Annotated in this window: 11 protein-coding genes; 5 read left to right on the forward strand and 6 right to left on the reverse strand. The window is 66.6% G+C overall.

Annotation, left to right across the window (positions count from 1 at the left end; all coding sequences use genetic code 11):
- Window positions 1–56: 56 nt before the first annotated feature.
- Window positions 57–902, reverse strand: coding sequence for a hypothetical protein (locus QOL68_RS08215; protein WP_282949016.1), 846 nt, complete (start codon window positions 900–902; stop codon window positions 57–59).
- A gap of 158 nt (window positions 903–1,060) precedes the next feature.
- Here QOL68_RS08215 and QOL68_RS08220 point away from each other — a divergent pair, with 158 nt between their 5' ends.
- The gene (locus tag QOL68_RS08220; protein WP_282949014.1) at window positions 1,061–1,969 is read left to right on the forward strand and encodes an arylamine N-acetyltransferase family protein; all 909 of its coding nucleotides are present in this window, start codon (window positions 1,061–1,063) and stop codon (window positions 1,967–1,969) included.
- Here the strand turns inward: QOL68_RS08220 and QOL68_RS08225 are convergent.
- The 5 genes from QOL68_RS08225 to QOL68_RS08245 all read right to left on the reverse strand — a co-directional run bounded on the left by QOL68_RS08225 (window position 1,966) and on the right by QOL68_RS08245 (window position 9,369).
- Window positions 1,966–2,799, reverse strand: a complete 834-nt coding sequence (locus QOL68_RS08225) for a ThuA domain-containing protein (RefSeq protein ID WP_282949012.1) — start codon at window positions 2,797–2,799, stop codon at window positions 1,966–1,968. The two genes, QOL68_RS08220 and QOL68_RS08225, sit on opposite strands and share 4 nt — an antisense overlap.
- A gap of 101 nt (window positions 2,800–2,900) precedes the next feature.
- Window positions 2,901–4,928: a BamA/OMP85 family outer membrane protein gene (locus tag QOL68_RS08230; RefSeq protein ID WP_282949010.1), complete on the reverse strand. Its 2,028-nt coding sequence runs from the start codon at window positions 4,926–4,928 to the stop codon at window positions 2,901–2,903.
- Between the two features lie 97 nt (window positions 4,929–5,025).
- Window positions 5,026–6,390, reverse strand: coding sequence for an HlyD family type I secretion periplasmic adaptor subunit (locus tag QOL68_RS08235; RefSeq protein WP_204991956.1), 1,365 nt, complete (start codon window positions 6,388–6,390; stop codon window positions 5,026–5,028).
- Window positions 6,387–8,174, reverse strand: coding sequence for a type I secretion system permease/ATPase (locus QOL68_RS08240; protein WP_204991955.1), 1,788 nt, complete (start codon window positions 8,172–8,174; stop codon window positions 6,387–6,389). Before QOL68_RS08240 ends, QOL68_RS08235 begins: the two co-directional genes overlap by 4 nt.
- Window position 8,175: 1 nt before the next feature.
- Complete coding sequence (locus tag QOL68_RS08245) at window positions 8,176–9,369, reverse strand: helix-turn-helix transcriptional regulator (RefSeq protein WP_282949007.1); 1,194 nt, start codon at window positions 9,367–9,369, stop codon at window positions 8,176–8,178.
- Window positions 9,370–9,728: 359 nt separating this feature from the next.
- Here QOL68_RS08245 and QOL68_RS08250 point away from each other — a divergent pair, with 359 nt between their 5' ends.
- The 4 genes from QOL68_RS08250 (at window position 9,729) to QOL68_RS08265 (ending at window position 24,398) form a co-directional block, all read left to right on the forward strand.
- Window positions 9,729–11,339, forward strand: a complete 1,611-nt coding sequence (locus tag QOL68_RS08250; protein WP_282949006.1) for a TolC family protein — start codon at window positions 9,729–9,731, stop codon at window positions 11,337–11,339.
- 268 nt (window positions 11,340–11,607) lie between these two features.
- Window positions 11,608–13,797 (forward strand): calcium-binding protein, encoded by a 2,190-nt coding sequence (locus tag QOL68_RS08255; protein ID WP_282949004.1) that lies wholly within the window; start codon window positions 11,608–11,610, stop codon window positions 13,795–13,797.
- 456 nt (window positions 13,798–14,253) lie between these two features.
- Window positions 14,254–15,237 carry a M23 family metallopeptidase gene (locus tag QOL68_RS08260; RefSeq protein ID WP_282949002.1) on the forward strand — a complete coding sequence of 328 codons (984 nt, stop codon included), beginning with the start codon at window positions 14,254–14,256 and terminating at the stop codon, window positions 15,235–15,237.
- Window positions 15,238–15,752: 515 nt separating this feature from the next.
- Window positions 15,753–24,398: a DUF5801 repeats-in-toxin domain-containing protein gene (locus QOL68_RS08265; protein ID WP_282949000.1), complete on the forward strand. Its 8,646-nt coding sequence runs from the start codon at window positions 15,753–15,755 to the stop codon at window positions 24,396–24,398.
- Window positions 24,399–24,401: the final 3 nt, after the last annotated feature.

A 24,401-nucleotide genomic window follows, 5' to 3' on the forward strand; every position in this document is an offset into this window, starting at 1 on the left:
GAAGCATCGCCCTGCGCCACCGCGGGGAGATCGGCATCGAACGCCCCTTCGGCCGGCTATTGCGCCGGTCGGCAATCCTTGAGCCAGAGGACATGCTTATACTCGTCGAAATCTTCGACTGTACCCGTCAGCTTGATCGCCTTGTCGGGCTTGAGCTGGAGCGAATAGGCGGCCTGACCCGGTGCCATATAGCAGACGATGTCGGTCTTGAACGGCGCCTGGTTGGGCAGGCGGATCGCCTGATCCCAGGGGTCTGGAACTTTGTAGCCGATGCGAAAGGCATTGCCGTCCTTGGTGACATAGGCGACGGTGCCGTCGACGGTGAATTGCTTGCCCTTGTACCGCGTCAGCACGCCCGCGGCGTTGCGCTCGGTGTCCTTCGACACTTGCTGCGACAGGCCGAGCGCGCTGATCTTGACCGGGGCGGCGGCGACGGTCGTCGCGGTCGCGCCCTTCTTCGCGGCGGCTGCACCCGCCTTGCCGCCCTTGATCGCGTTCAGCATGCCGCACATTTCGGCCATCGCAAGCTCGGTCTTCGTCGACTGGCCGGCGCGCAGCTTGGCCTCCATCACGACCGTGCCGACACCGCCGGTCTGCGTGGCGGTGATCTGGATCGGAAAGGCGCGCGCGCCGCCGGTCATCGGCTGTTCGATAAGCATCGACCCGAACTCGGCCTCATCGGCCATGATGTCATAGCCCTTGCCCGCAGCGATCCCGCGCATCTGGCCGATCGCGACTGCGGGCGGCAGGTCGGCGACGGTTACCGCGGCTGTGAATCGGAGCCCGGTGATTGCATTGCCCTTTTTCACAAAGGCTTCCTCGCAGGTCGCGGCCTTCGCGGGCGTGGCGGTGAACAGCAGGGCAACGGGGGCGAACGCAGCGGCAAAGCGTAGAGCGGTCATGGGGTCTCCTGACGACTATGTTGTAGGGCATATTGTGCCCCAGCCGATGCGCGATGGCAATGAGTAAGCCCCTCATATAATGACGGATTAGGTGATTTTAGGACTCGTCCTCTTTGTCTTGATCTCACCTTTGGTTGAGCTTTCATAAGCGTCGGCAGATGATTCGTTTCGAGGAGCCTTTGCCGATGTTGCACCACAGCCAGCCGCCGCTTTCGGCCGACGATCGCCCCGAAGACGGTGCGGGACGGCCATCCTTCCTGTCGCGCTATCTGGCACGCATCGGGCTCGCCAGCCGGCCTGCGCCTATGCTGGAGGGGCTCGTACTGCTGCAGGCGGCGCACCAGGCCGCGATTCCGTTCGAATCCTTCGACGCGCTCACCGGCGCGGGGGTCGATATTGCCCCGGAAGCGATCGAGGCGAAGCTGGTCGACCGTGGGCGCGGCGGCTATTGCTTCGAGCAGAATGCGCTGTTCCTTCGCGTCCTCTCCGAACTGGGTTTCGACGCCGAGGGGCTGATCGGGCGCGTGCGCTGGATGCTGCCCGACGACGCTCCGGCGACGCCGCGCACCCACATGACCATCCGCGTCCGGCTCGGCGGACGGCCCTGGCTGGTGGACGTCGGTTTCGGCGCGACGGTACCGCCGCAGCCGCTCGCAATGGACCAGCCCGGCGCGGCGCAGCCGACACGGCACGAAACCTATCGCCTCACGCCGCACGGCGGCGGCCACCGCGTCGAGGCTGCAGTCGCGGGCGAGTGGCGCGTGCTGTACGACCTCGAAGATGCGCCGGCACCCGCGATCGATTACGAGGTCGGCAACTGGTACACATCGCAGCATCCCGCCTCGCACTTCCGCCACCAGCTTATCGCGGCTCGGACGACGGACGAGGCCCGGTACGGCCTGCGCGACAACCGGCTGACGATCCGCCGCGCGGACGGTGGCATCGATCAACGCTACCTGTCGGCCGATGCGATCGAGGCGGCGCTGCGCGAGATCTTTCTGCTGACCCCCGAACCCGGCTGGCGCCGGGTTATCGAGCGCGCGGCGACGGCGGAGGTCGTCGGCTAGCTACAGCCCGTTCCTTCCTTGCGCGCAGCCCAGCCGATCGCGCCGTTCACCATCTGCAGGTGCGTCGGGTCGCGCCATGCCTCGGCGCGGTGGCCGAGCGCCGAGTAGAAGATGCGCGCACGGCCCTCGCAGCGCCACCAAATCAGCGCATGACCATCATCCATCCGCAGCTTCTGCTCGAGCCGCAGCGTGCCCTCGTCGAGCCATGCGACGATATGCGCGTCGGCGGCGGGCGGGGCGTCCCAGCTGTAATATTCGTCGGTCCAGCGCCAGCGTTCGGGCAGGTGCCAGGTCGCGGGATGGCCGCGCCCCTTGACGCTCAGCCACGCCGTCTGGAACTGGTCGGCGCCGCCCGGGTGGCCGATGAAATTGCCGTTGCCGCGCATCCGGACGAACCAGTCGGGGTGGCTGCCGTCGCCTGCGCTGTGGAGGCCGACGAAACCGCCACCGCGCGCGATGAATGCCCGAAAGGCGGCGCGCTGCTCGGGGGTATAGATGTCGCCGCTGGCGTTGGCGAAGACGATAACGTCGAACTTCGCAAGGCTCTCGGGATTGAACACCGCGGCGTTCTCGGTCGCGAAGCTGCTCCAGCCGCGCGCCTTCACCAGTTTTTCGATCGCGGGCACCGCCTGGGCAATGCTGTCGTGGCGATAGCCGTTGGTCTTGCTGACGATCAGCACCGCGGGGTGTTTCAGTTCGGGCAGGGTCGGCGCGACGGTGTCGAAGGTCGGCGCCGGGCGGCGGGGGTCGGGTACCGCCGCGGGCGGGGCGGGCGTCGATCCGGCCTGCAGCGTCAGCAGCAACATCGCGGCAAGTTTGGCGGTGGGCATCTCCGTCTCCTGTCCGTTGCGGTCGCCTTGCTAATGATACCGGTGGCCTGGCGCAACGCCCTCGCTCTGGGCTAGTAGCCGCCCCTTTGGTCGTCGCGACGCTAAAAAGCCGTACCGAAGGAAATCGAGAAGCGCTTCGAGCGGTCGCCGTCCTGCCGCACGACCGGTTCGGCGAAATTGATGCGGAACTTGCCGCCCGGCGTGTTGAGCGACACGCCGATGCCGACCGCGACGCGCGGCTTCGCCGAATTGCCGATCAGCACCTCGCCGGGCGCGAGGTCGGACTTGCGCGCGCCGAACACCGATCCCGCGTCGACGAACAGGCTGGGGGTGATTCCGAAGCGGTTCGTCCCCGCGCCCGGCCGGACCGACACCTCGAAACGCGCGACATAATAGGCGCGGCCGCCGATCGCGGTGGTTTCGCCCGGCGCCGCGGCGGTCGGCACGACCTTGGGCCCGAGGCCGCGCAGATCGAATCCGCGCATCGCGTTGCCGCCGATGTAGAAGCGGTCGAACAGCGGCACCTCGCGCCCGCCCAGCGAGGTCAGGAACCCGCCCTCGACCCCGAGCGAGAGGACGAGGTCGCTGCCCAAACCCGCGTAGGCGGTGCCGCCAATGCGCCATTTGGCATAGCGCGATGTGCCGCCCGGACCGGCGAAATCCTGCACGATGCGGACCTGGAAACCGCGCGTCGGGTCGACCGCGCTGTTGCGCCGGTCGAGGCTGAGCGCGAGGCTGAGGATCGAGCTGCGCGAGCGGCCGAGCGCGTTGCAGAAAGCGCCGCCGAGCAGCGCCGGATCGCAGACGGTATCCTGGTCCTTGATGCGGAAATTCTCTTTCGCGAATCGATAGTTGGCGGTCGCGCGAAAGCCGCCCTTGATCGCCTTGCCGATCAATATATTGGCGCCGCGCGCATCCTGCCGGAATTCGGAGGATTGCTTGTCGCTGCCGAAACCGATCGCCGACGAGCGCGACCAGAACAGGGTCGGCGCGAAGGCGAAGCGGCTGCCCATGAAATTGGCATCGGAATAACCGACCTCGGCCTGTGTCTGGATGTCCGAATAGCGGAACAGCGCGGTGATGTCGCGGCCGGGGCCGCTGATATTGGTGCGCGACAGCTTGATCGATCCGACCGGCCCCTCGATCGACGAATAGCCGCCCGACAGCGCCAGCCCGCCACGCGGTAGCGGTTCGGGGCTCAACAGGTCGACTTCCTTGGCCTGTGCCTCGCCTTCTACCGTGCTGCCCTCGGGGCCGATTTCCGGCGGCGGCGCCTCGGCGGCAGGGGCGCTTTGACCGAGTTCGGACGCCTCGGGCCGCGGCGCTGCGGCGGCGAGCGTCACGCCCCCCTCGCCATGCCCCGCCGGCAGATCGAGAAGCGGCGCATGCATCGGGGAGATGCCGCCCGCGCTGTCGGGGGTCAGCGAGCTTGGGCCATTGCCGCCGTCGGGCCCGCAGGCTGTTTCGGGGCAGGCTTCGCCGCCGGGCCGCTCCAGGTCGGGCGGCGCGGCGAGCGCCTGTCGCTGTGCCCCCTGATCTCCGAGCCAGGACACGGCGGATATATCGGCGTCAAAAGCCGGAAATCCCGCGTCCATGGCGTGCGCTTCCTGTTCGGCTGCAAAGGGGGCATCGGCCGGTGGCACCGCGCCCGGAGGCACGCTGTCCGCCGCCGCCCGAGCGGCAAGGACGATGTCGGCGGGAAGAGGGAGAGCAGCGGGGAGAAGAGCCGTGGCAGGGAGCTCGGGGGATGTGGCGGCCGGGGCCGGAGGCAGCGGCAGATCGCGTGCTACCAAGGCCGGGGCGGCGGGACGCGAGGCGTCGACCAAGGATTCGGGCGCCGGCGCTATCGCGGCCGGGGCATCCGCCGACGGGCTGGCCGGGGCCGAAGTAGGCCAGCGATGCGGCGGCCGCAGGTCGCCGACCGGTTCGAAAAGGAAGGCGCCGACGCGCGTCGGTGTCGCCGATAGCGCAATCGCGTCCAGCCCACCGATATCGGACGGATCGACAGAAGGCCGATCGATCGCCGGCGACGGACGCGGAAGGTCGGGCGTGAACCGCGGCGGCGGGTCCAGCGGTGCGGAATCGCCGATCCCGATCGCGGCCGCGACGCCCAGTGCAGTCCCCTGCACGGCGTGGCCGACGCCCCGGAACAGTATTCCGTAACCGCACAACTGTTTTTCCCCCCTCTCGCGGCCGGCTAGCCATCGGCCGCTGCCGCCGTCCCGGTCATGATTCCCGGAACGATCGGTTGAAGCTGTCGATCATCGGCTGGAAGAGATATTGCAGCAGCGAACTGGACCCGAGATCGATGAAGACTTCGGCAGGCATCCCCGACATGAGCCGCACGTCGGGATAGCGTTTAAGCTGCTCGGGAGAGATTTCGACGATCACCTTGTAATATAGCTGGTGCGCGTCCTGGTCGTAGATCGCATCGGGGCTCACCTCGCGCACCGTGCCGATCAGGTTCGGGATAACCCGCGCCTTATAGGGGGTCAGCCGGACCTCGGCCTTCAGCCCCGAATGAACCATGTCGATGTCGGTCGGGCGCAGCCGCGCCGAGACGACGATTTTTTCCGACGATGGAACGATGTCGAGGATCGGTTGCCCCGATCCCAGCACGCCGCCTGGCGTGATCAGCCGCAGGTTCGCCACCCGTCCGTCGATCGGGGCGAGGATCTGCTTGCGGCTGCGGACGTCGGTGCTGACCTTGAGCTGCTCTCGCGCCTCGGCGATCTTGAGCTGAACCTCGCGCTGCTGCTGCGCCGCGTCGAGTACCATCTGCCCGCGCAGCGACGTCATCTGCGCCTGCGTTTCGCCGATAGCATCGCGCAGCCGGTCCATATTGTTGGTCAGTTTGCCGCGTTCGCCGGCAACCGCCGATTTCTGGCGTTGCAGCGCGAGCAGGCGCGATTTGCGCTCCAGCCCTTCGTCGACGAGCATGTTCACGCCCATTTCCTCTTCTTCGAGCAATTTGGCCTGGTCGCCAAGCGCCACGATCTGCGCGCCCGAACTGCGAATGTCGGCGTTCGCCTGGCTGATCCGCTGCGACAGGATGGCCGACTGCTCGGCCAGCCCGCGGCGGCGCGAAATGAATTCGGCGTTCGACGCCGCAATGATTTCCTTGACCTCGGGATCGCTTGCGGCCGCGAGCAGTTCGGCCGGGTAACTGATCCGGTCGAGCCGCAGCCGTTCGGCGGTAAGCCGCGCGTCCTGCGCGAGGAGGCCATAATAGCTCGAGCGCAGCGCGGCGTCGGACGCGTCGTTCTGAGTCGCGTCGAGCAACACCAGCGGCTGGCCGGCGCGGACCTGCTGCCCCTCGACGACCAGGAATTTGCTGACGATGCCGCCTTCCAGATGCTGCACGGTGCGGCGCCCGCCGCCCGCCGCTTCGAGGAAGCCCGAGGCGATGGCGGCGCTGTTGAGCGGTGCCGCCCAGCTCCAGATGCCGAAGGCGGCGACGAACAGCCCGATCGCGATCATCGCAAGGCGCATCGACCGCCCGACCTTCGGCGCGGCGAAATCCGCCGCCGGTGCAGGGAGGGCGAGCGGTCCGGCCTCGCTGCCGGCCTCGAGACGTACCGGAATGTTCACGCCCCCATCCCCTTTTCGTTCGCCATCGCCGGCGGCGCCTTCGGACCGCCCGGTGCGCCGCCCGGCTGGATCACCCGCCGCTTCCCGGCCATTTCCTCGACGACGGTGCGCGCGTCGCCGAATTTCGCGGCCTGCCCGTCGATCATCAGCAGGATCTTGTCGGCAAGCTCGAGCAGGTTCGATCGGTGCGAGACGATGATCGTCGTCACGTTCATCGCCTTCAGCTTCTTGATCGTGCCGAGCAGCGCCGCGTCGCCGCGCGCGTCGAGGCTGGCGTTGGGTTCGTCGAGCACGACGAGCGGCGGCATGCCGAACAGCGCGCGGGCAAGGCCGACGCGCTGGCGCTGGCCGCCCGAAAGCTGGTAGCCGCCGTCGGTCAGCACGCAGTCATAGCCGCCGTCGAGCTGCAGGATCATGTCGTGGCAATCGGCAAGTTTCGCTGCTGCGATCACGTCGGCATCACTCGCGCCGGGACGGAAGCGGCCGATGTTCTGGCGGATGCTGCCGGGCAGCAGCTCGACGTCCTGCGGCAGGTAGCCGACGTTCGGGCCGAAGTCGCTGCGCATCCAGTCGAACGTGTCGGCCCCGTCGAGGCGGACATGCCCCGCGCTTGGCTTCAGCACCCCGACGAGCAGCCGCGACAGCGTCGTCTTGCCCGACGCCGACGGACCGACGATCGCCAGCGCGGTGCCCGCATCGATCGCGAAGCTGACATTCTTCAGGATCGCGCCTTTCATTCCCGGCGCGGCATAGCTCAGCCGTTCGACCGCCATCGCCCCGGTCGGCTTGGGAAGCGACATTTGCGACGGGCGCGGGCGCGGCAGGTCGCAGAAGCGCGACAGGCGGCGCAGGCTTTCGCGCGCGAGCACGAACTGCTTCCAATAGCTCATCGCGGCTTCGATCGGCGCGAGCAGCCGCGCGATGAGGATCGAGCCGGCGATCATCGCGCCGCCGGTGATCTGCTGGTCGAGAACGAGCAGCGCGCCGGTGCCCAGCAACGCGATCTGAACGAAATTGCGGATGAACTTCATCCAGGCGAGGATCTTGCTCGACTGGAATTGGGTGCGATCGACCGAATTGGTCTCTTCATGATAACGGTGCGCCCAGTGGGCGACGGTGTCGTCGGCCATCCCCATGGCGTCGATCGCTTCGCTGTTGCGGACGAGCGATTCGGCATATTGCATGTTGCGCGCGCCAAGCGCCTGCGCCTCGCTGATCGCGTTTCGGGTCATGCGCTCGTTATACCAGGTGAGCCCGAACAGCGTGATCGCGCCCACCGCCGAGATCAGGCCGAAAAGCGGGTGCAGCAGGAAGACGATGAACAGGTAAAGCGGTACCCACAACATATCGACGACGCTGAAGACCGTCGGGGTCGAGATGAAATTCTTGACCTGCGCCAGTTCGCGGAGCGCCTCGAGCCGCGTGTTCGGCGCGATCAGCCGCTGTTCGAGCGATCGGACGAGGAGCGAGGGGCCGAGCCGCTGCGCCAGCCAGGTTCCGACCCTGTTCGCGACCTGCTGGCGGATGCCGTCGAGCATCGAACCGAGCCCGATCACCATCGTCACCGCGAGGACGAGGAAGAACAGGGTATCCTTGCTCTGGCTCGACAGCACGCGATCGAAAATCTGCATCATGAACAACGACATGGCGAGCGCCGCCAGGTTGGTGATCATCGAGAAGAAGATGAGCTTGCCGGCGATCGCGCGCTGCGGCAGCAGGCTGTCGGTCAACAGGTTGCCGGAGCGTTCGCGGCCGAACGCGGCGGTCAGGGCATTGAAGGCCATGTCAGAAGTCCCGGAGCGCCGGGCCGTCGCCCGCGTGAAGAGGCAGGACGAGCCCCGAGATCAGACCCGCAAGCTCCATCTGGCGATGCACGCCCAGCTTGGCGCGGACGCGCTTCAAGTAGGTGCGCGCGGTCTCTTCCGACAGCCCGCAGCCTTCGGCGGCGTTGCCGAGGCTGCTCGATTTCAGGAACTGGCCGAGGAAACGCTGTTCGGACGGGAGCAGCCCCAGCGCCTCGAGCAGCGACGTCGGTGCGTCGACCTTGCCCGGGCCCATGAGGATCAGCATCGCGCAGCGCGCGGTGACGTCGCCCGACCGCGATTTCGCCGAAACGACATAGGCGAGGCGCCAGTCGCCGTTGCTGCAATCGAGCCGGAACACATCCTCGACCGGCTGCGACGCGGTCGCGGCGCGGCGGATGCTTTCGCGCAATTCCTTCGCCTGCTGCGGATTCGCGGCGACGATCGCGCCGTCGGCGGCCCGGATCAGCCATTTGCGCTGACCGAGAAGCGCGGTCGCGGCGCTGTTGATGAACAGCGGGCGTCCGTCGGCCGAGAGCAGCGCCATCGCCAGCGAGACGCGGTCGAACATCCCTTCGAGCATCGCCGACCGCTGCGACTGGCGTGCGAGCTGCGCAGCATGCGTCGCCGAATCGGCGAGCAATGGCGCGACCATCTGCAGCGAGGCGATGTCGCGGTCGCTGAAGCGGGCCGATCCGCCCTGCCGGAAAAACAGCGCGTGGATACAGGCGCCGCCGCGCTTCATCTGGAGCGCGACGCCGCAGTCGTAGAGCCCCGTCGCCGGGTCGCCGTGCGTACCGAGTTCGGCGCCGAAGCCGGTTCCCGCGATCTGGAAATGGTGGACGGACTGCTCGCCGATGCGCGACCAGAGGTCGTCCATCATAGCGAGGAGCCGCTGCGTCGCATCGGCGTCGTCGCGGACATGGTCGAAGCCGAGCAGATAGGCGTGCCGCTGTGCGCCGCTGCCCGAAAGCGTGACCGTCAGGATCGCCGAGCTGATGTCGAACTGGCCGAGGAAGTCGTGCCAGACCTTGCGCGTGTTCGCCATCGCGTCGACGCCATGCCGGAGCCCCGAGATCGTCTCTCCATGGTCGGGTTCGAACGGGAGATCGCAGGAATGGAAAGCGTCGCCGCCTGCATCGGCATAGAGAGTCGAAAGTTCGGCATCCGAAGACATTATGGCCCCCCATGAGACATTGGACCCGGAGCGGGGGTTGAAAATCCCGCAACAGGACATGCACGCGCGACCATATTGTCCGGCACGCCGGCCCCGTACGGATGGGACCGCGCGCCTTGCCGGTATGCCTTGGGCATCTTACTCAGCGGCTGTCGGTGGACGGACACCCGCCGACAGCGCTCCTGCCGTGACGGCTGCAGGAAGCGGGGTTTGTCTATTTCGATTCGGCGGATCGAGTCTATTACCCACTCGGACATATCCGTATGGGTAGTTTCCCGCCCTTCCGCCGCGGCCTATCCTCACGCCATCGAGATAGCCGGGGTCGCCGCTCGCATCGACGATGTCTCAGGAGGGGGCAAATGCAGGGACCATCGACCAAAAGCGCGCGCCTGCTATGCGCGTCCGGCGCACTCGCGATTGCAGCGATTCCCGCGCTTTTGCTGGCCCAGGCCCCGGCACCGGGACGCGCGCCGTCGAGCACGATGGCCTCGCTCGCCAAGACTGTCATCGAAACCAATCCCGACATCGAAGCGCAGCGTCAGCAGGTGCGAATCACCAAGGCGCGACTCGCCACCGCCGAGGCGGGCTACTTCCCGACGGTCGAGGCGAACGGAACCGTCCAGCGGCGCGAGATCGACGTCAAGAATGGCGGCCGCGGCGATTCGAAATATACGTCGGCCAACGGAGCGATCGAGGCGCGCCTGCGCTTCTACGACGGCAATCGCACCTATAATTCGGTGCAGATCGCGACCGCCGAGATGGCGGCGGCCGAAGCGGGGCTCGATGCGACCATTTCAGACACGCTGCTCGACCTGCTCACCTCCGCCGCCGACGTCCATCTCCAGCGCAAGGTGCTCGAATATTCGCAGCAACAAAGTGACGCGATCGGCGAGCAGCTGCGCGCGACGTCGCGCAAGCTGGAATTCGGAGAGGCGACGCGTACCGATGAAGAGCTGGCGAAGGCCCGGCTCGCAACGGCGCAGGCCGGCGTCCTCGCCGCGACCGAGGAGCTCAACGTCAACGGCTACGAGTTCCGGACCGTGAGCGGGCAGTCGGCGACGACGCTTCCGGCGCTTCCGGCGCTCGCGCCCGTGCCCGACTCGCTTGCCTCGGCCCAGAAGATCGCGCTCGAGAACGCGCCGCGACTGCGCGCCGCGCGACTTAATGCGGAGGCCGGAAAGGCCGGCGTCCAGTTCGCAGCGGGAGCGCTGTTTCCGCAGGTCGACGCGGTCGGCGGCTATGAGTATCTGGCCGGCGGGGTCGCGAACCTGTTCACCGGCAAGCTGCCCGACGATCGCTCCTCGCTCTATGGCGGACTCGAGGTTCGGGTGCCGATCTTCGTGCCGCGCGACCATGCCGAAATCGGCCGCGCACGCGCTGTCCGCGACCAGCGCCTGTCGCAGACCGACATCGCGACCCGTGCGGCCGCGGAGGAAGTGGCGAGCTATTGGACGCGGTGGCAGTCGGCGAAGAGCACGATCGTCACCGCAACCGCCGCGGTCGCCGCGATCGAACAAGCGGCCGAGGGCCTCAAGAAGGAGGCGCTCGGCGGCAACCGGACGCTCACCGACGTGCTCGATGCGCAGAACGAGTTGCTGACCGCGCGGGTGACGCTCGAACGCGCCAACCGGAACGAATTCGTCGCGCGCGCAGGGTTGCTGGCGGCCATCGGCCGGCTCGACGGCGATGCGATCCTCGAGGGGCGGTGCTGCACGGCTGGCGCGGCGGGCACCGTGTCGCGGCCGGGCGCATCGGCGCTGGGGCGTCCGGCTGCGGGCGAAAGCATCGCCAGCGGGGACGCGTCCGCCAAGGCCTCCGCCACTCCTGTGCGGCCCGGACAGTCGATGCTTGGCAGTGCGCCCGTCGCGTCGGCGCCCGCTGTTCCATCTTCTGGCGGCGAGGCGGCGACGCCGGCCGCGTCGCTTGGCGGCAGACCGTCGGCCTCGGCACTCGGACGCCGCGTCAAATAGTATCGGATCGCGTCGAAACAGCGCGACGGGCCGCCCTTCGGGACGGCGCGGAGCGTGCTGTGCCCGTGACAGTTCAGCGACAAGAACTGCCCCAAAATGAAGCAGTTCGGAAAATCTTCGGCCATGTCCCCAAGCAGGAATATGCCCCCCCCGGCCCCCGCCATATCCAAGCTTCATGGCTCGACAACCGATCGGGCCATGGGGGTGTGATTTCGCCCGAGTCGGTGAGACCGCATCTTTGCGACCCAACAATGAAGAGGATAGCGAAATGCCAACTGTGACTCCTTCGAACGCACCGACTGCGGCCAAGAATCCGACCGCCCGCGGTCAGGTTCTGGGCACCAATGCGGTCGACTTCATCGATCTGAACGCGATCGTCTCGACCGCCACGCTGCCTTACAACGCACGTGGCAACGGCGGCAACGACACCGTCTACGGCAACAACCTCGACAACGACCTTTATGGCGACGCCGGCAATGACGCTGTTATCGGACGTTATGGCAACGACCGTATCGACGGCGGTACCGGCAACGACACGCTGATCGGCGACCAGGCCGATTTCGTCGTCATCGGCCCCGGAAACGTCCAATATGTCGGCATCGACAATGGTGTGGCCGACGGCAACGACACGCTGCTCGGCGGCGCGGGTGACGACACCGGCTACGGCGGTGGCGGCAACGACTATATTCGTGGCGATGCCGGCAACGACACGCTTTACGGCCAGTCGGGCGATGACCGCGTCGAAGGCAATGCCGGCAACGACTATATCGACGGCGGCAGCGGCCAGGACAACCTCTATGGCGGCACCGAAACCGACGTGGTCCTCGGTGGGACGGGCGACGACTATATTGAAGGCGGCACCAACAGCAACGGTGTCGACCAGCTGTACGGTGGCGACGGCAACGACGTCATTTTCGGCGACAATGGTGTCAACCGCAAGGCCGACCCCGACTATGCCTACAACCAGAGCGGCTACAACCCGGGTAACGGCCATGCCGATTACATCGAGGGCGGCGCAGGCGACGACCAGGTCTTTGGCCAGGGCGGCGGCGACACCATCCTCGGCGGCACGGGCGACGACCTTCTCTGGGGCGATGACGGCAACGACGTCGTTCTTGGCGGCACCGGCTTCGACCAGCTCGACGGCGGTGAAGGCGACGACCTCCTGCTCGGTGAAGACGGCGACGACGAAATCGACGGCGATGCCGGCAACGACGTCATCCGCGGCGGGGCGGGTCTCGACTTCGTCCAGGGCGGCGCCGACGACGACGACATCGGCGGCGGTGCCGACGATGATACGCTCAACGGCAACGACGGCAACGACCTGGTCCATGGTGACGGCGGCAACGACGTGATCTGGGGCGAAGGTGGCGACGACGACCTGTATGGCGACGACGGCGACGACGTGATCCGCGGCAACGGGGATCCCTTCTTCGATCCGCTCGATCCGTCGAACACCGATGCCGACTTCATCTCGGGCGGCAACGGCGACGACATCATCAACGGTGACGAAGGCGACGACGTCATCGAAGGTAATGACGACAACGATACCCTGTCGGGCGACGACGGCAACGACGTCATCTCGGGTGGCTCGGGCTTCGACAACATCACCGGCGGCAACGGCAACGACGTTGTTTCGGGTGGCGACGACGACGACCTGATCCAGGGCAACAACGGTGCGGACAATCTGTCGGGCGATGACGGCAACGACCTGATCTATGGTGGTGCCGGAAACGATGTCGTCAGCGGCAACGACGGGGATGACCAGCTCGCTGGCGATGCCGGCAACGACACCATGTACGGTGGTGACGGTGACGACATCATGTATGGTGACACGCTGTACGAAAACCTGGGCAACCCGGGTGGCGGCAACGACACCATGTTCGGTGGCGATGGCAACGACTATATGTCGGGTGGCTTCGGCAACGACAACATGAACGGCGATGAAGGCGACGACACCATTCGCGGCGACACCGGCAACGACACCATCAATGGTGGCGTGGGCGATGACAACCTCGAAGGTGAATCGGGCAACGACACCATCACCGGTGGCGAAGGCGACGATCACATGTCGGGCGGCGCAGGCAAGGATCTGTTCAAGTTCGACTCGACCGACAACTCGCCGGGATTTGGCAACGACGTGATCGGTGCTCCGTTCAACCTGGGTGACGGCCGCGACTTCAACCTCGCGAACCGTGACACGCTGGTGTTCGATGTCGACGCGGGCTTCGACCCGGCGAACGACATGGGCGTCGTCACCGGTGACTTCGACGGCCAGGGCGACGGGCTCGACGTCTATGTCTTCACCTCGGCCGGTGCGGTGCTGATCGAAGACTTCTGGGAAGGCGCTTCGGCTCCGATCCAGGCGCTCGCTGCACTGGGCGCCTATGACTCGGTTGCCGCGATCAATGCGTACAGCCAGGGCAATGCGTCCTACGACATGATCACGTTCGTCTGAGGACAAGGCTTCGTACGGGGAGCCCGTTTCCTCGACGGACCTCTGCAGACTGGAGGGCAGGCCGCGGCCTGCCCTCCTTTTTATGCGCGGCGCCGGCCCCTCTCGCGAGGCGTCGGCGCCATCTTTTTTTCATCGAATTTCCCAATGTCCCCATCTGGGAATGGCGGGAAACGTGGGTTTCCGCCATTCCGGTTGCAGGGTGGCGGTCAGAATCATCCTCAAGATGCTCGCTTTGGCCAAGCGGGCTTGCAGAGTAAACGTCAACGGCATTTCTGCCGGCAAATCGAGGGAATTCCGTACTATTCTCTGGCTTCTGGCAGGTTCCCGAGTTCAGTCGGTCCCTCGGCCGGCTAGCCGTGTCCGCCGCCCAGACCCCCCGGGCGGCGGCCGGCGTCGGGCCTCCGGGCCGTCCGCAGGCGGGGCTGGGCACCCTGCCGCAAGGCAGATGTCATCCCGATGATCGCGACCATTCTCTCCTTTCCTTTCGCCATGGCGCTGTTCGCGGTGTCGGCGTCCGGCGACCAGCCAGCCTTCGCCTTTCCCGTAGACTGCCGCGTCGGCGAATCCTGCCTGATCCAGAAGCTGGTCGATCATGATCCGGGGCCGGGGCGGAGCGACTATCACTGCGGAACGCTGACGACCGACGGGCACGACGGGATCGATATCCGGCTTCGGACGATGGCCGACATGCGGGCAGGCTATGCGGTGCTTGCGGCGCGCGACGGGCTGGTGCTCCGCACCCGCGACGGGGAGCCCGACATCAGCGTGACCGAACGGACCGCGCCAGCCGACAAACAGGCGGGCAATGGCGTGGTGATCGACCATGGCAACGGATGGGAAACGCAGTACAGCCATTTGCAGCGCGGCAGCGTCGCCGTCCGCCCGGGGCTGCGCGTCGCGGCGGGCGAACGCATCGGCCTGATCGGGCTGTCGGGGAACAGCGAGTTTCCGCACCTGCATTTCGCGATCCGGCATCGCGGGCAGCCGATCGACCCCTTCACCGGCGGGGCCGCGGACGCATCCTGCGCCGCGGCGGGCGCGTCATCGGGCCTCTGGACCCCCCCCGCCGCGCTGCAGCTCGGTTACCGGCCGACGGCCGTGATCGCCGCAGGCCTTGCCTCCGCCGTGCCCGCAAAGGCCGTCACCGGCCGGGATCCGTCCCCGCGGCTCGCGGGCCGCGATGCGCCGCTGATCCTGTGGGTCGACGCGATGGGTGCGATGTCGGGCGACCGCCAGTCGTTCGCCATCGCGGGCCCCGACCGCGGGATCGTGCATAGCCAGGAGAGCGTCGTGGCCGGGGGCGGCCTCAGCTGGTTCGCCTATAGCGGCAAGCGCGCACCGCCCGGCGGCTGGCCGGCAGGACATTATACCGGGCGCTATATCCTGCGGCGCGGGCCGGATATCGTCGCGGAGTTCGACGTTGAAGGCGTGATCGAATAAAGTGGAGGCATACTTGAAAATTCAAGTATAGTCTTCATTAAATTGGAGAATAAACCATAACTATTTCGCCAATTTTATCTAAATTGTCCGAGAAGATTCGGTCTTAAGACGAAATGTCCCGATTTTTACTTTTCCAGATGTCCATATCTGTGAAGTTTAAGGAAGTTTTAACCCTTAAGTTATTCGATCTACCCGAAAGTATAGGGCCGCATACCGAAAATTGCCATTGCAGAATCAGTGACCTGGGTCTGTATTTCCCGGGTCAGTGATGACGCACGGGCATCGGTCGCCAAAGAGAACCTAGCAGATCACAAAAGCGAACATTGCGCATTCGGACGGCCATCTGGCGCGAACGCGATGCCGCTCGCCTTAGTCCGGTGTGACCTCCGTACAGGTCTTCGCCGGACGTCGGGGCGGGGGATGAAGTGCAGGGGGGCCGAAAGGCGATGGAGCGACAGGCAATTCAGCGACCCGAGGAGGTGGCTGGTACCGCAAGGGCCGTTCCGGCGGGCGCGATGCGTATTGTGCCCGCCAATGACGTTGTCCAGCTCCCACCCGGAACGCGGCTCGACGCCATCAGGCTTTCGGGCAACGACCTTGTGATCACCCTGCCCGACGGGCAGGTTCTGCTGATCGTCGACGGCGCGCTCCATATTCCGCAGTTCCGGATCGGGCCGATCAATATTCCCGCGCCGACGATCGCGGCGCTGATCGCGACGCAGGAGCCCGAACCCGCGGCGGGAACGCTGCAAAGCTCGGGCGGAAATTTCGCCCAGACGCCGGGTGACATCGGCGACCCCTTCGCGATCGGCAACCTGCTGCCGCCCACCGACTTCGGCCTGCCCGATCGACAGGCGCGCGAAATCATTCCCGACGCGATCGACAACAAGCCCGATATCGTCATCATTACCCCCGATCAGCCGGCCGGTGCCGCCGACGCGACCGCGACGGTGTCGGAGGCTGCGCTGCCTGCGCGCGGCACCGAACCGCCGGGATCGGACGAGGCGTCGGGGCAGGAAGCGATCACCGGCACGATCCAGATCACCGCGCTCGACCAGCCGAGCAGTGTATCGGTCAACGGTACGGTGATCACCGCGGTAGGCCAGACCGTCGCCACGACCTACGGCCAGATCGCCATCACCAGCATCACGCCCGATGCGATCGGCTACAGCTATGTGCTGACCGACAATGCGACCGTTCCCGACGCGCGTGATGTCGTGACGGTGACGGTGACCGATGCCGACGGCGACGTCGACACGGCAACGCTGACGCTGACGATCGCCGACGATGCCGCGATCGCGCGTCCCGACGTCGACGACACCGAAGCAGGCACCCGCAATCCGGCCGCCGGTAATGTCATCACCGGCGAGGGCACGACCAGCGGCGCGGCCGGCGCCGACACGCTGGGCGCCGATGGGGGGCTCGTCACCGGCATCCGGACCGAGGCGGCGACGGACTTCCTGGCGCCGGGGGCGCCGATCGAGGGCCAATATGGCCGACTGTTGATCACCACCGATGGCCGCTATGTCTATGTCCGAAATCCGGGGACGCCGGGTGGCGTCTCCGACACATTCGTCTATCGCCTGACCGACGGCGACGGCGACACATCGACCGCGACGTTGACGATCAACATCGCCGACAGCACGCCGACGCTGGCGGTTCCGGTCGCGGGGGGTGAAGGCACCTTCGTCAACGAGGCGGGGCTACCCGAGCGGCCCGGCGAGCCGGCCGGATCGAGCACCGGCGACGATTCCTATTTCAGCTTCGGCACGATCCAGTTCGGGGCGGCCGACGGCCCGGCGGCGATCACGATCAACGGGATTGCAGTGACCGAAGAGGGACAGGCGATCGCGCTGCCTACGGGCACCTTCTACATTGTCGCGATCAACCCCGATTCGATCGAATATGCCTTCGCGCTTGAGGATAATGTGATCGGCGATCCGGCGTCGCAGACGATTACGGTCGGAATCACCGACATCGATGGCGATGCGGTCTCGGCCAGTTTCGAAATCGACATCATCGACGATGCGCCGATCGCGATCGCCGATTTCGACACGATCGTCAGCGGCAACGACACGGCGACGGGCAATGTGATCACCGACGTCGAAAATGACGGCGGCCGGGATACCGTCGGCGCCGACGGCGCGCTGGTGTCGTTCGTGACCGGCAGCGGCGATCCGGTGCCCGCGGGAACGCCCGTGGCGGGCCTCTATGGCATCCTGACTCTCAATGCCGATGGCAGCTACAGCTATGCCCGCGATCCGGAAGCGCCGGGCGGCGTCGCCGATGTCTTCACCTATCGTCTGACCGATGGCGATGGCGACAGCACGACCGCGACGCTGACGATCAACATCGCCGACAGCGGGGTCCGGATTCGCGTACCGAGCGGCTCGGACGACGGCCTGACGGTTGCCGAGGCGGGGCTGCCCGGCGGATCGGCCCCCGAAAGTGGCGGTGCCGCGACCAGCGGTTCGATCGCGATCTCGGCCCCCGACGGGTTCGGGACGATCCGGATCAACGGGATCGAGGTCACGACAGTCGGGCAGGCGATCGAGGGCAGTTTCGGGACGCTCACCATCACGAGCCTGAGCCCGACGGCGATCGGCTATACCTATGCGCTGACCACGGCGAGCTATGGCGACGATGCGACCGACAGCTTCGGCATCACCGTCAGCGACAGCGACGGCGACAGCGCGAATGCGTCGCTCGAAATCGCGATCATCGACGATGTCCCGACCGCGATCGACGATGTCGATGCGGTCGATGCGGGCAGCGAACAGGGTGCCGACGGCAATGTGCTCACGGGCATCGGCGGCGACGATGCGAATGCCACCGATGGCGCCGCCGACGTGCAGGGCGCCGATGGTGCGACCGTCACGGCGGTATCGTTCGGCGGCGAGACCGGCGCGGTCGACGGCCAGACCCTTGGCGCCTATGGCACCCTCGAGATCGCGTCCGACGGCAGCTACCTTTATGTCGTCGATCCCGAAAACGCCGATGTCGCGGGGCTGGGCGGAAACGAAGAACTTACCGAAACCTTCGACTATGTCATCACCGACAGCGATGGCGACGAAGCGACCGCGACGCTGACGATCACGATCCGCGGCCGCGACGACGGGATCAGCTTCACCGGCCTGAATGCCGATGGCGGCGAAGTCACCGTGTCGGAGGCCAATCTCGCGGACGGGTCGGACCCGAACGGCGATGCCCTGGTCCGCACCGGCAGCTTCAGCTTCGACGCGCCCGACGGCATCGCGGGGCTGACCGTCGGCGGCGAGCCGCTCTTCGACGGCGACATCATCGTCGGCACGTCGATCGGCACTGCGCTCGGTATCCTGACGATCACCGATTTCGAACCCGTCTATGACAATGCCGGCGACATCATCGGCGGGACGATCGGCTACAGTTACGAACTGGTCGACAACAGCCTGCTGCACAGCGGCGCCAACGGGGTATCGCTGACCGATAGCTTCGCGGTGGCGATCACCGACAGCGACGGAACGACGTCGACGGCGAGCCTCGACGTTCGCGTGCTCGACGACAATCCGGTCGCGCGGTCGGCGCCGTCGATCACGGTCGCCGAGGATGCGCCGCCGATTTCGGGCAATCTGCTGGCGAACGACACGCGGGGCGCTGACGGCGCGGTGGTGACCGGAGTGACGATCGGCGGCGTGGCGGTGACAGTCGCGGCGAGCGGAACGACGAGCTATACCAACGCGAACGGCACCTATACGTTCAGTGCCGATGGCGCGTGGACTTTCGATCCCGTTACCCAGACGAGCCAGTTCCCCATCGCGGCCGATTTCACCTATACGATCACCGATGGCGATGGCGACCAGTCCTCGGCGCTGCAGCAGATCCGCCTTGCGGACGGGGCAGAGCCGACAGCCGGCGCCCCGATCAGCCTGACCGTCGACGACCAGCATCTGACGACCGGATCGACACCGTCGATCTTCCAGCCGGTCACCGCAAGCGGTCAGATCGCGTTCACGCCGGGCTCCGATGCGATCGCGTCGATCGGCTTCGGCGATCCCTCGGGCCTCGACGGCGGGCTGATCTGGACGCTCGAGTCGGATACGCAGATCATCGGCCGCGATGCGGACGACAATGTCGTCGTCATCCTCGACCTCAGCGTCGCGGGGAACGTCGCGACCGTTACGATGACGCTCGAGTCCAACTACGGCATGCACCCCGACACGCTCGCCGACGACCTTGCCGAACTGGGCTCGGTCGAGGTGATTGCGACCGACGCCGACGGCGACAAGGTGGCGGGCACGGTCGATCTTTCGGTGTCCGACGATGTTCCCTCGATCATGGCCGTGACCTCTTCCACCGGCGCGCTGATGGTCGACGAGACCAATCTTGCGGCCGACGCGACCGCCAATTTTGCGATTTTCTTCCACGTCGTTACCGGCGCCGACGCCGCGGGCAGCAAGGTCAGCTACGCCTTCGAGGTCACGACCGCTTCGGGGCTGGTCGATGTCGCGACGGGGTCGAAGATCATCCTTCAGGCGAACGGCAATGTCGTCGAAGGGCGCTTGCAGGACTCGCTCTCGACCGTCGCCTTCCGGCTGACGATCGACGCCAACGGGCAGGCGACGCTCGACCAGATGCGCGCGATCAAACATGGCGATGCGACCAATCCCGACGATATTGCAACGCTGTCGTCGACGCTGATCCGCCTCGTCGCGACCGTCACCGACGGCGATGGCGACCAGGCGTCGGCGATCGCATTCGTCGGCAACACGCTGGCGTTCCGGGATGATGGCCCGTCGATCGACGCGACGAATGTCGACACGAACAGCATCCTGCTCACCACGCAGGATGCCGACACGCGCGGCGCGGCCTTCGACACCGCGACCGCAGACCTGTCATCGGCCTTCTCGGCAGCGTCGGTGCAATTCGGCGCCGACGGCCCCGCCGGGGCGGGTCAGGTCACATGGAGTTATGCGCTTGCGCTGGGCACGGCGGCTGCGACCACCGCCCTGACCAGCAATGGCGTGCCGGTCACGCTTGCCCTTGTATCCGGACAGATTGTGGGCAGCGCGGGCGGCACGCCGGTCTTTTCGGTGTCGGTGAATGCGGCGACGGGCATCGTCACACTCACCCAATTCGCCGAAATCGACCATCCGTTGCCGGGGTCTCCGGCCGACTATGCGGCGCAGCTCGTCGAGCTGGGCGCAAATCTGATCGAGCTGCGCGGCACTGCGACGATCACCGACCGCGATGGCGACAGCGTATCGGACACGGTCGCCGTCGACCTTGGCGGCAACATCCGCTTTGCAGACGATGGTCCGACCGTCTCTGCAGGCGGCAGCGCGCCGGTGCTGGAGCTCGACGAGAGCAATCTCGCCGTGGATACGACGGCCGACTTGTCGGGCCTGTTCGCGCCGACGACCGATTTCGGCGCCGACGGCCCCGGCACCACCGCCTATGAGCTGGGGGTGACCGCCGGACCGAGCGGGCTGATCGATTCGCTGACCGGCGAGCCGGTGATCCTCTCGATCGTCGGCGGCGTGGTCTATGGCCGCACCGCGTCGCACGAGGTGTTCCGCATTTCGGTCGGCCCCGGCGGCCTCGTCACCTTCGACCAGTCGCGCGCGGTACTTCATACGCCCGACAGTGGCCCCGACCAAGCGCTGTTCTTAGCCGGCAGCAACCTGATCACGCTGACCGCGATCGTCACCGATGGCGATGGCGACACGGCGCGGACGACCGCGGACATCACCGGCCAGTTCGCGATCCGCGACGACGCCCCGCTTGCCGTCCATGACGAGGACAATGTCGCGCGCGACGGCCAGAATTTCGCCGACGGCAATGTATTGACCGGGATCGGTGGCATCGACGAGAATGGCATGGACGGGTCGGCCGACACTGCGGGCGCCGACGGCGGGCTGCACGTCACGGGGGTCGCCTTCGGCGCGACGACGGGATCGATCGGCGCGGCGCTGGCGGGCGACTATGGTGCGATCACCATCGCTGCCGACGGCAGCTATCATTATGATCTCGACCCCGCCGACCCGGCGGTCATCGCGCTCGGCGCGAACCAGACGCTGACCGAAACCTTCCACTACACCGTGCAGGACGCCGACGGCGACAGCGCGACCGCGACGATCACGATCACGATCACCGGCGCCAACGACTTCCCCGTCGCGCGCGCCGACACCAACTGGGTGCTCGACGGACCGAGCGGGTCGGACCCGAGCGCCACCGGCAATGTGCTGCAGGATATCGCGCATCCCGGCGCGCCCTTCGGCCTCTTCGCCGACGTCGCCGACAATGATCCCGACCTCGAGCCGATCACCGTCACCTCGGCAGGCACCTATGTCGGCCTTTATGGCACGCTGGTGATCGCCGCCGATGGCAGCTACACCTACACGCTCGACGAGGACAAGGCGGCGGTCAACGCGCTCGACGCGGGCCAGACGCTGGTCGACACCTTCACCTATATGATCAGCGACGGCGCGCTTTCGGTCGCCTCGACGCTGTCGGTCACCGTGTTCGGGACCAACGATGCGCCGACGATCGGCACTGCGATCGCGCGCGTGTCGGAAGAAGGGTTGGCTGGCGGGGTGCCCGATGCGCTGCCGGACGCGACGCTCGATACCACGAACAGCACGACCGCCAGCGGCTCGCTGGCAATCGGCGACGCCGACGCGGGCGAGACGCTGACCGCGACGCTGGGCGATCCCGGCCCGGTGCTGACCGCGGGCGGGGTGCCGGTGACCTGGACGGGCGTCGGCACCGGCACGCTGATCGGTTCGGCCGGCGGGGCGGAAGTCATCCGCGTCACGCTGGCGCCGAACGGAGCCTATACGGTCAAATTGTCGCACGCGGTCGACCATCCGACCGTTGCGCTGGAGGATCTCAAGAATTTCTCGGTTCCGGTGTCGGTGTCCGACGGCACCACGACGACGACCAACGCCGCGGCGATCCAGGTCGTGATCGAGGATGATGCGCCGAACGCCGTCGGCGAGGCTGGATCGACTTCGCAGCCGACGCAGGATGTGAACACGCTCTTCATCCTCGATTTCAGCGACAGCATCGACAATGGCGAGCTGAACACGATGATCAGCGCGGTGCAGGGCGCGCTCAGCCAGCTCGACAACGCGGCATCGGGCGTGATGACGATCCGCTTCGTGATCTTCTCGTCGGGCTCCTTCGCCTCGCCGTCCTTCGCGAGCGCTGCCGATGCGAACGCCTATCTCGACTCGCTCAACCCGGCGGCGGGCGGCGAACGGCCGTCGAACGAGGAAATCGGGCTCAACACCAACTATACCGGCGCGATCCAGACCGCGCTCGCCAATTTCACGGCGATCTCGGGCGCCAGCAACCAGGTCTTCTTCCTGAGCGACGGCAACCCGAACCAGGGGGTGCAGTTCGGCGGCATCCCGCCGCAGGTCATCAATTCGCTCGCCGCATCGACCGCGTCGGCGTGGAACAGCTTCGTCGACAATAATCACATCAATGTCACCGCGATCGGGATCGACAACAACCCGCTTCAGCCGCTCAACATCCAGCGGCTGCGCGACGTCGACCTCAACGACGCGCCGAACAACCAGCCGATCCTCGTCGACGATTTCCAGGACCTGGTCAGCACCTTGCTGTCGGTCATCGTGCCGTCGGCGGTGGTGGGCGATCTCGACACCAACGATGCGTTTGGCGCCGACGGCGGCCGCCTGCTGTCGATCACGGTCGGGACGACCACCTACAGCTGGGACGGCGCATCGAGCATATCGGTGTCGACCGGCGGGTCGATCGCCGGCACCAGCCTCAATGCCGTGGCAACCCCGATGGGCGGCACGCTGACGCTCAACTTTGCGACCGGCCAATATACCTACCAGCCGCCGACGCCGATCACCGTCACCGCGACCGAGGTCTTTTCCTATGTGCTGACCGACCGCGATGGCGACACCGCGACGGCGAACCTGTCGATCACGATCAACGCGCTGGCGCCGCCGATCGCGCTCGACCTCGATGGCGACGGGATCGAGTTCGTGTCGTCCGACGCGGCGGTCCGCTTCGACTATGACGGCGACGGGGTGGCGGAGACGACCGCATGGGTCGGCCGCGACGATGCGCTGCTCGCGATCGACAAGAATGGGGACGGCAAGGTCAACAACGGGTCGGAACTTGTTTTCGGCGGCAAGGGATTGTCCGACCTGCAGGGACTCGCTGCCGCCTATGACAGCAACGGCGATGGCAAGCTCGACGCGGCAGACAAGCATTTCGCGAAGTTCGGCGTCTGGCAGGACGCCAATGGCAATGGTGTGACCGATCCCGGCGAGTATCGCTCGCTGATCGATGCCGGGATCATCAGCATAGCGCTGGTCTCCGACAATCGTGGCTACACGGCTGCGGACGGCCAGGTCGTCGTGCGCGGGGAGGCGACCTATACCCGCGCCGACGGCAGCTCCGGCAAGCTCGCCGACGCCGCCTTCGCGACGAATTTCGTCGCCGACCAGCAGCGGAGCGCGGCGGGCCTGTCGACCGCAATGCTCGTCGCTGGACTTGCCGCGGCGACCCCGCTCGCCGCCGAAGAGCCTGCATCTGCTCCGGCGGAACAATCGGTCGCGGCGACCCTCGCGGTCGAGGCGACGACGAGCGCCGCTTCGCAACAGCAGGACGTCGAACCGGCGACCAAGGCCGACCTCTCCTCGCATCTCGCATCGGATGAATCGGGCAGCGACCGCCACCATAGCGACGCCCCGACGCGGCAGGCGATCGATCGTGGCGGCGAAGACAATGACGCGACCAGCAATGCCGCCGATCCGGCGCCCGAGCGCAGCTATGCGAGCCTGCTCGACGAGACGCACGTCGATCGCGCCGAGGCTGCTGCGCCCAAGCCCGATGCGGCGCCGTCGGTCGATCAGGTCCTGGTGCTGACGCCCACGCAGATCGTTCCCGCCGACGGGGCCGCGCACGACGTCAAGGCGATCGTCGCCGGAGCGCTCGAAGGACCGCAGGTCGATCTCGATGCGCTGCTCGGCGCGGCGCCGGCGTCGAACGAGGCGCTGCCACAGGTGCCCGTGCTCGCGAGTGCAACCGACGGGTTGCTCGGCGATGGTGGGTCGATGGGTACCGGGCACGGATTCATGGCGGGTCTCGCCGAACAGCATATCGCCGCGCAACTCGAACAGGCGGCGGCGGTTCACGCGTGACCG

Origin of the sequence: Sphingopyxis sp. Geo25 (genome assembly GCF_949769135.1) — a bacterium.
Classification (GTDB): domain Bacteria; phylum Pseudomonadota; class Alphaproteobacteria; order Sphingomonadales; family Sphingomonadaceae; genus Sphingopyxis.